At 57.6% G+C, this 7,544-nt stretch carries 7 protein-coding genes; all 7 read left to right on the forward strand.

What is annotated here, in order from left to right; translation table 11 throughout:
• Positions 1 to 8 precede the first annotated feature (8 nt).
• Complete coding sequence (locus ABYT07_RS04420; protein ID WP_372989748.1) at positions 9 to 965, forward strand: type II secretion system F family protein; 957 nt, start codon at positions 9 to 11, stop codon at positions 963 to 965.
• Between the two features lie 5 nt (positions 966 to 970).
• Positions 971 to 1,573, forward strand: coding sequence for a tetratricopeptide repeat protein (locus ABYT07_RS04425; protein ID WP_372989749.1), 603 nt, complete (start codon positions 971 to 973; stop codon positions 1,571 to 1,573).
• Positions 1,574 to 1,602: 29 nt separating this feature from the next.
• Complete coding sequence (locus tag ABYT07_RS04430) at positions 1,603 to 2,457, forward strand: tetratricopeptide repeat protein (protein ID WP_372989750.1); 855 nt, start codon at positions 1,603 to 1,605, stop codon at positions 2,455 to 2,457.
• A gap of 4 nt (positions 2,458 to 2,461) precedes the next feature.
• Positions 2,462 to 2,956, forward strand: a complete 495-nt coding sequence (locus tag ABYT07_RS04435) for a prepilin peptidase (protein ID WP_372989751.1) — start codon at positions 2,462 to 2,464, stop codon at positions 2,954 to 2,956.
• A gap of 66 nt (positions 2,957 to 3,022) precedes the next feature.
• Positions 3,023 to 4,330, forward strand: a complete 1,308-nt coding sequence (locus ABYT07_RS04440) for an ATPase (protein ID WP_372989752.1) — start codon at positions 3,023 to 3,025, stop codon at positions 4,328 to 4,330.
• Between the two features lie 4 nt (positions 4,331 to 4,334).
• Positions 4,335 to 5,129: an NAD(P)-dependent oxidoreductase gene (locus ABYT07_RS04445; RefSeq protein WP_372989753.1), complete on the forward strand. Its 795-nt coding sequence runs from the start codon at positions 4,335 to 4,337 to the stop codon at positions 5,127 to 5,129.
• A 102-nt stretch (positions 5,130 to 5,231) separates the two neighbouring features.
• Positions 5,232 to 7,544, forward strand: a 2,313-nt coding sequence (locus ABYT07_RS04450) for a ligase-associated DNA damage response DEXH box helicase (RefSeq protein ID WP_372989755.1), incomplete at its 3' end; no start/stop codon positions are given.

The following is a 7,544-nucleotide window of genomic DNA, read 5'->3' on the forward strand; positions in this document are numbered from 1 at the left end:
GTAAAATCGTGGATTTCATCAATACAATCAACGATATCTTGGGGCCCATCGGCTGGATTGCACTGTTAGGAGTCTTGGGTGTGATGCTGATCGGCGTGACGGTCGTCATGATGATGCGTCAGCCCGAGGACCCGATGCTCAAGCTGAAGCGCAGCCAGTTAGAACCATCCGAGCGACCAAATCAGCAACGCTTGCGTCAGTCGGATCGCAACGAACAGTTGCAGAAATTTGCCAAGTTTCTAGAACCCGAAAACGTTGACGAACTGAGCGCCAAGCAATTGATGCTGCGGCAGGCTGGCTATGCCTCGCGCGATGCAGTTCGGTTTTTCCACTTTGCCCAGATGACATTGGGGATCGCGGGGCTGGTTTTCGGTATCGTCTATGTTAACTTCCTTGGCGGCGGCGAAGGCCTGACCACCCAGAAAATGATGATGTACACCGTGGGTCCGGGCGGGATTGGGTATTATCTGCCGAAATACTGGATCACGAAACGCGTCGAAAAGCGCAAAGAAGAAATCACCCGCGGCTTTCCCGACGCGCTTGATATGATGCTGGTCTGCGTCGAGGCGGGGCAATCGCTGGACCAATCCATCGTGCGCGTCGCCAAGGAATTGCATGCCTCCTATCCTGCCCTGGCCGAAGAATTCGAAGTCGTCGCCTATGAAATGAAGGCGGGCAAGGACAAGGTCGGCGTCCTGACCGACATGGGCGATCGTTGCGGCGTGCAAGACGTTTCGTCTTTCGTCACCGTGTTGTGCCAATCTGCGGCGTTCGGTACGTCAATCTCGGATGCGCTGCGGGTCTATGCAGAAGAAATGCGTGACAAGCGCGTGATGCGCGCCGAAGAGGCCGCAAACAAGTTGCCAACAAAGATGACCCTTGCCACAATGATGCTGACGGTGCCGCCGTTATTGATCATTCTGATCGCACCTTCTGTTATGGGCATCTCAAAACTTGGTAAGTGACCGAAATGAACCTTAGAAAATATCGCAAGCGGCTTTCGATGCTTGCGATGTGCCTGACAATTTCAACCGGATTGGCCGCCTGTTCACCGACTGGCGGTCAACCTTTGTTTGGCGTTTCGCGCACAGAAACCGGCCCCTTCGCGCCCGGCGTCAACCAACGTAAACCAGCCGAAGACGGCGTGGAAGTCGCCCACCGCCTGATGCAGGCTGGCGAATTCGAGCTGGCCATTCGCGCGTTCAACCGTGCCGCCCTTGCGGGGGGGCTGGATGCTGAAATCCTGTCGGGTCTTGGCAGCGCCAACCTTGGGCTAGGCCGTCTGGGCCAAGCAGAACAATTGCTGCGCAGCGCCGTCGAAAAGGACGATACCCGACCCGAAGTCTGGAACAATCTGGGCGTCGTCCTGATGGAAAGTGGTAAATTAGCCGAAGCGAAACTGACGTTTCGTAAGGCTTATGCGCTGGATAATGGCGAAAGTGACGCAATCCGGGACAATCTGCGCTTAGCGCTCGCAAAATCAGAAAATTCTGTTACGATTGATGTTAATGAGGAAGACTATAAATTGGTGCGGCGCGGCGCAGGTGACTACTTGATCCGGCCAGCATCATGACCGAGGCAGAGCAGTAAAAGGACGCAAAAATGCGCCACCCTATTCTTTTGGCCGCCTGCATAGCAGGCGTTACCGCTGTTGCAGGCTGCGGTGACAAGTCGGGCGACGAAACCGTTACGCGGGCCTTTCAGGACGTGAACGTCGTCGATGAAACGAACCTGAATGACGTGATGCTGACCGTGGCTGACCCGAACGAGGCTGTAAGCTATTTCGCTCGTACCGCGCAGGAACACCCCGAACGCATTGATATCCAGCGCGGGCTGGGCAAATCCCTGATCCGCGCAAAACGTAACCAAGAAGGTGCCGCCGCTTGGTCCAAAGTCGTCAAGCACAAAGAAGCCACGCCCGATGACCGCATCGACTATGCCGATGCACTGATCCGTGCGGGGGATTGGGCCGAGGCTGAAAAGATGCTCGACTCCGTTCCACCCACCCACGAGACGTACAATCGCTACCGGCTTGAGGCGATCGTCGCCGACAGCAAGCAAGAATGGGCAAAGGCTGACAGTTTTTACGAGATCGCCATCGGAATGACCACCAAACCGGGGTCGGTCATGAACAACTGGGGCTATTCGAAACTGACCCGCGGCGACTACAAAGACGCCGAACGGCTATTTACCCAAGCAGTTCAACAGGATCCCACCCTTTTTACCGCCAAAAACAACCTGATCCTCGCGCGCGGGGCGCAGCGTGACTACACCTTGCCCCCCATCGCCATGGACCAGACAGAGCGCGCGCAACTGCTGCACACACTGGCGTTGTCCGCGATCAAAAAGGGCGATGTAGAAACCGGCAAAGGCTTGCTGCGCGATGCAATCAGCACCCACCCCCAGCATTTTGAGGCCGCTGTACGGTCGCTGCGGGCGCTGGACAACGCAGGCTAAGCGGGTGTCGATTACAATATATGCCGCTTTGTGGTTCTTGCCGTTCGTGCTGCCGCTGTGTTTTTACACCGCGTACACCGACATCGCCTCCATGCGGATCACCAACCCTACGGTTATGACGCTTGCCGCGGTTTTTGTCGTGATCGGGCCGATTGCCCTGCCTTTTGAAACCTATCTTTGGCATCTTTTGGGCATGCTGATTGCATTGGTTGTTGGCATTATCCTGAACGCTGCTGGCGTGATGGGCGCAGGTGACGCCAAGTTTATCGCCGCTGCCACGCCCTTTATTGCCTTGGGCGATCTGCGGTTGGTGATGGCCTTGTTCATGGCAACGCTCCTTGCTGCCGCCCTGACCCACTGGATTGCCAAATATACGCCTGTGCGCAGGCTTGCCCCTGCCTGGACCAGCTGGGACCAAGGCAAAAAATTCCCCATGGGGCTTGCCCTTGGCCCTGCCCTTGCCTTTTATTTGATCCTGGGCGCGCTTTTCGGGGCCTGAATATAGCCATATTCGATCATTAGCATGACCGCAGAACTGCATGCATCTGATCCAAAGGGCCCGTCCATGAATATGCAAAACTCTGCCGTGATGGCACCGCCACCACCACGCACCATCGAAGACATGAAGCTGCCCGTGGTGATGATGCGAGACGTCATGATCAAGACGATGTACCGTAAAAACGTCACCATGGTCAGCGAGGTTGCAAAGGCGATTTGCCTGCCCATTCAAGTGACCCAAGAACTGGTCGACATGGCCCGCGACCAACGTCTGCTTGAGGCAACCGGCACGCTGAACGCCAATAACGGCAACGAAATGGGCTATCAGCTGACCGATCTGGGCAAAGCCCGCGCGCTGGATGCGCTGGCACAATCGGAATATTTCGGCGCGATGCCTGTCCCTCTCGAGGTGTACCGCGAGCAGGTCAAACGTCAGTCCGTGCGCAACATGCAGATCACCCGGTCGCAGCTTGAAGGGGCGATGGGGCATCTGGTTCTCCCCGATGAACTAATCGGAAACCTTGGGCCCGCGGTATCGGCCGGCCGTTCCATCCTGATGTACGGCCCCCCCGGCAACGGCAAATCAAGCATCTCGAATGGCATCCGCGACGCGCTTGGTGATAAAATTTACGTCCCGCGCGCCATTGAATACGCCTCCCAAGTCATCACGGTTTATGACCCCATCGTGCATTCCGCTGCCTCGGACGAAGAACAAGACCCCAATTCCCTGCGCCGCGTGACCCGCTATGACAGCCGCTATGTGAAATGCGAACGCCCTACCGTGATCACGGGCGGTGAGCTGTCGCTGGACATGCTTGATCTTGTCTATAACCCGACCGCGCGCACCTATCAGGCCCCGCTTCAGTTGAAATCGACCGGCGGCATCTTCATCGTCGACGACCTTGGCCGTCAAAAAGAACCACCCCAAAGCATCGTGAACCGCTGGATTGTTCCACTTGAAGAAAGCAAAGACATCCTTGCGCTGCAATCGGGCGAAAAATTCGAGGTGCCGTTCGATACGCTGGTGATCTTCTCGACCAACTTCCACCCGAACGAGATTTTCGACCAAGCCGCTCTGCGCCGGATCTTTTTCAAGATCAAAATCGACGGGCCAAACCAGAAAAACTTTCTCAAGATCTTTGCTATGGTCGCGAAAAAGCGCAAAATGCCGCTGGACGAAGCCACATTAATCCATCTGCTGAAAAACAAATATCCGACGATCGACAACACATTCGCCAACTACCAACCGATCTTCCTGATCGACCAGATCATTGCAATCTGCGAATTTGAAGGGATGCCCTACCAGATGACCCCCGAATTGATGGACCGTGCATGGGCCAATATGTTCGTCAAAGACGAACATATCGTGAAATGATCAGATGCGTTCACTGACCGGAATCGCGGGCTGTGGCCGCATGGGCGCGCCGATGTTGGCAGCATTGCGCGCCGCCGGCCTGCCCGCGCGCGGCTATGACGTCGTTCAGATGGATGCCGGCCACATCACCGACGACATCGCGGTTTTTGCCGAAGATCTTACGACCCTGATCACGGTGGTGCGCGACATTGACCAAACCGATGCGGTCCTTTTCGGCGATCAAAACTTTAGCGCTATTCCCAGCCTGACCCGTATCATCATCTGCTCCACACTCAGCCCGCGCTACGTCCGCGATCTGCGCGCGCGCGTCCCATCACATATTACGCTGATCGACGCGCCGATGTCCGGTGCCCAAATCGCAGCAGAACAGGCGCGCCTTAGCTTTATGCTGGGTGGCGACACCGATGATATCGCGGCCGCCCAACCGCTGTTCAACGCCATGGGCAAACATTTCCACCACATGGGGGATTTCGGCGCAGGCATGCAGGCCAAAGTGCTTAATAACCTATTGGCCGCTTCGAACACCGCAATGACCCGCCTTGTGCTTGATTGGGCCGATGCCGCCGGCCTGGACGAAAGCAAGTTGCTGAACCTCATTCATACATCTTCCGGCCAAAACTGGCTCGCTTCGGGATTTAACGATATCGAATTCGCCCGCGACGGCTTTGCCCCGGATAACACCATTGCGATCTTGGTCAAAGATGTCGCCAGCGCGTTGGATGCCGCCCCAGCAGATGCCGACACAGCCCTGCCTACCCTCATTCAAAACACGATCAAAAACCTGAAACCCCGCACCTGACGTCATTTTGCCAAATAACTCCGGGGGTATGGGGGCTGGTCCCCACTCAATTATAGTTTGCGGGGGCTGGCACCGATACAGACGCACCCTATCTAGACAGATATGAATGCCTTACCCCCAGAATTTACCGAATGGTTCGCCACCAAAGGCTGGGACATCCACCCGCACCAACAAGACATGCTTGACAGTGCCGATGCCCCTGCACTTCTGCTGATCGCCCCCACCGGCGGCGGCAAAACCCTTGCAGGGTTCCTGCCCACCTTGGTCGATCTGGCCCGCGGCGATCACAAAGGGCTGCACACGCTCTATATCTCACCGCTCAAGGCGCTTGCCGCGGACATCAAACGCAACCTGACGACGCCGGTAACCGAAATGGATTTGCCCATCCGGATCGAAGACCGCACCGGCGACACCTCCCAAACCCGCAAACGCCGCCAACGGGCCGACCCGCCGCATATCCTGCTGACCACACCCGAAAGCCTTGCCCTGCTCACCTCTTACGAGGACGCGCCGCGCATGTTTCAGGGCCTCAAACGTGTCGTCATAGATGAAATCCACGCACTGGCCGACAGCAAACGCGGCGATCAATTGATGCTGGCCTTGGCACGACTGCAAAGCCTCTGTCCCGATCTCAGACGGGTCGGGCTTTCCGCAACCGTAGAAGACCCCGCCGCAATCGCCCATTTCATGGCCCGCCACCCCGACCCTTGCCCGATCTTGCTGGCCGATCCCGGCCCTGCGCCCGACATCCAGATGTTGCGCACCTCCGAAGCACCGCCTTGGGCCGGGGCCGGGGCCGCCTATGCCATTCCCGCCGTCCTCGACCAGATCCGCCAGCACAAGACGACGTTGATCTTTCACAACACCCGTGCCCAGGCCGAGATTTTCTTTCACAAACTCTGGCTCGCCAATGATGACAGCCTGCCCATCGGCATCCATCACGGCTCCCTTGACCGCACACAGCGCGAACGCGTCGAAGCGGCGATGGTGCGCGGCGACTTGCGGGCCATCGTCTGCACCGGCAGTCTGGATTTGGGCATCGACTGGGGTGATGTGGATCTGGTGATCCAGATTGGTGCCCCGAAAAATGTCAAACGTCTTGTCCAGCGGATCGGTCGTGCCAACCACCGCTATAACGCCCCTTCCAAGGCCCTGCTGGTGCCCGCAAACCGCTTTGAGGTCGTAGAATGCGTCGCGGCCCTTGAGGCCGTTCTGGCCGGCGAACTGGACGGCGACCCGCGCGGCCCCGGCCCCCGGGACGTACTGTGCCAGCACATTCTGATCACGGCCTGTGCCGGCCCGTTTGAAGCCGATTTACTGTTTGCCGAAGTGACCAGCGCCGGAGCCTATGCCGCCCTCACCCGCGCAGAGTTCGACGCATGCGTCGAATTCTGCGCAACCGGCGGCTATGCCCTGCGCGCCTACGACCGCTGGCAGCGACTGCTGAACAAAGACGGCAAATGGCACCTGCGCGACCCCCGCAGCAGCCAACGCATCCGCATGAACATCGGCACAATCCAAGATACCGATACGTTGAAGGTCCGGATGAAACGCAACCGCGGCGGCAAACCCTTGGGCGAAATCGAAGAAGGCTTTGCCGCCACACTAACCGCAGGTGACACATTCCTGATTGGCGGGCAGATCGTCAGATACGAAGGGCTGCGCGAAATGACAGTCGAGGTCAGCCGCGATGCGTCGAAGAAACCGCGGATCGCCTCGTTCATGGGCACCAAATTCGCGACGTCGACCCAACTGTCGGCGCGTGTCCAGCGCATGTTCACGCAAAAAAGCTGGCCGGAGCTGCCAGCACATACCGCAGAATGGCTCGATCTTCAGCGCAAAGTCAGCCAGCTGCCACAACCCGGCCACCTGCTGGTCGAAAGCTTTCCCCATGACGGGCGCGAACAGACTGTCATCTATGGCTTTGCCGGGCGCAACGGGCAGCAAACACTTGGGCTGCTTCTGACCAAACGGATGGAAGAAATGGGGCTCTCTCCCCTTGGCTTTGTCTCGACCGACTATGCCACGTTGATCTGGGGGTTGAACGCAGTCGACGACCCCGCTGCCCTTTTAGAACCGACCGCCTTGAATGACGGCCTTGACACCTGGCTAGCTGGAAATGCCGTGATGAAACGAACCTTTCGCGCCTCAGCAACGATTGCAGGGCTGATCGAACGCAACACGCCGCAGGCCCGCAAATCCGGGCGGCAGGCAACATTCAGCTCTGACATCTTGTATGATACCTTGCACAAATATGATCCCGATCACCTACTTCTCGACATCACTCGCGAAGAAGCCTTGCGTGGCCTCGTTGATTTTGGCCGCATAGAAGAGATGCTGGTGCGGGTTAATGGCCGCATCGACCACCGCCGTCTCTCTCGGGTCAGCCCCCTCTCCGCACCGCTTTTCTTGGAA

Origin of the sequence: Sulfitobacter sp., assembly GCF_041552635.1 — a bacterium.
In the GTDB taxonomy this organism is placed as follows: domain Bacteria; phylum Pseudomonadota; class Alphaproteobacteria; order Rhodobacterales; family Rhodobacteraceae; genus Sulfitobacter.

Excerpts from the sequence above, each read along its gene's own strand:
- ABYT07_RS04425 (WP_372989749.1), top strand. The coding sequence starts at position 971 with ATGAACCTTAGAAAATATCGCAAGCGGCTTTCGATGCTTGCGATGTGC.
- ABYT07_RS04430 (WP_372989750.1), top strand. The coding sequence starts at position 1,603 with ATGCGCCACCCTATTCTTTTGGCCGCCTGCATAGCAGGCGTTACCGCT.
- ABYT07_RS04440 (WP_372989752.1), top strand. The coding sequence starts at position 3,023 with ATGAATATGCAAAACTCTGCCGTGATGGCACCGCCACCACCACGCACC.
- ABYT07_RS04445 (WP_372989753.1), top strand. The coding sequence starts at position 4,335 with ATGCGTTCACTGACCGGAATCGCGGGCTGTGGCCGCATGGGCGCGCCG.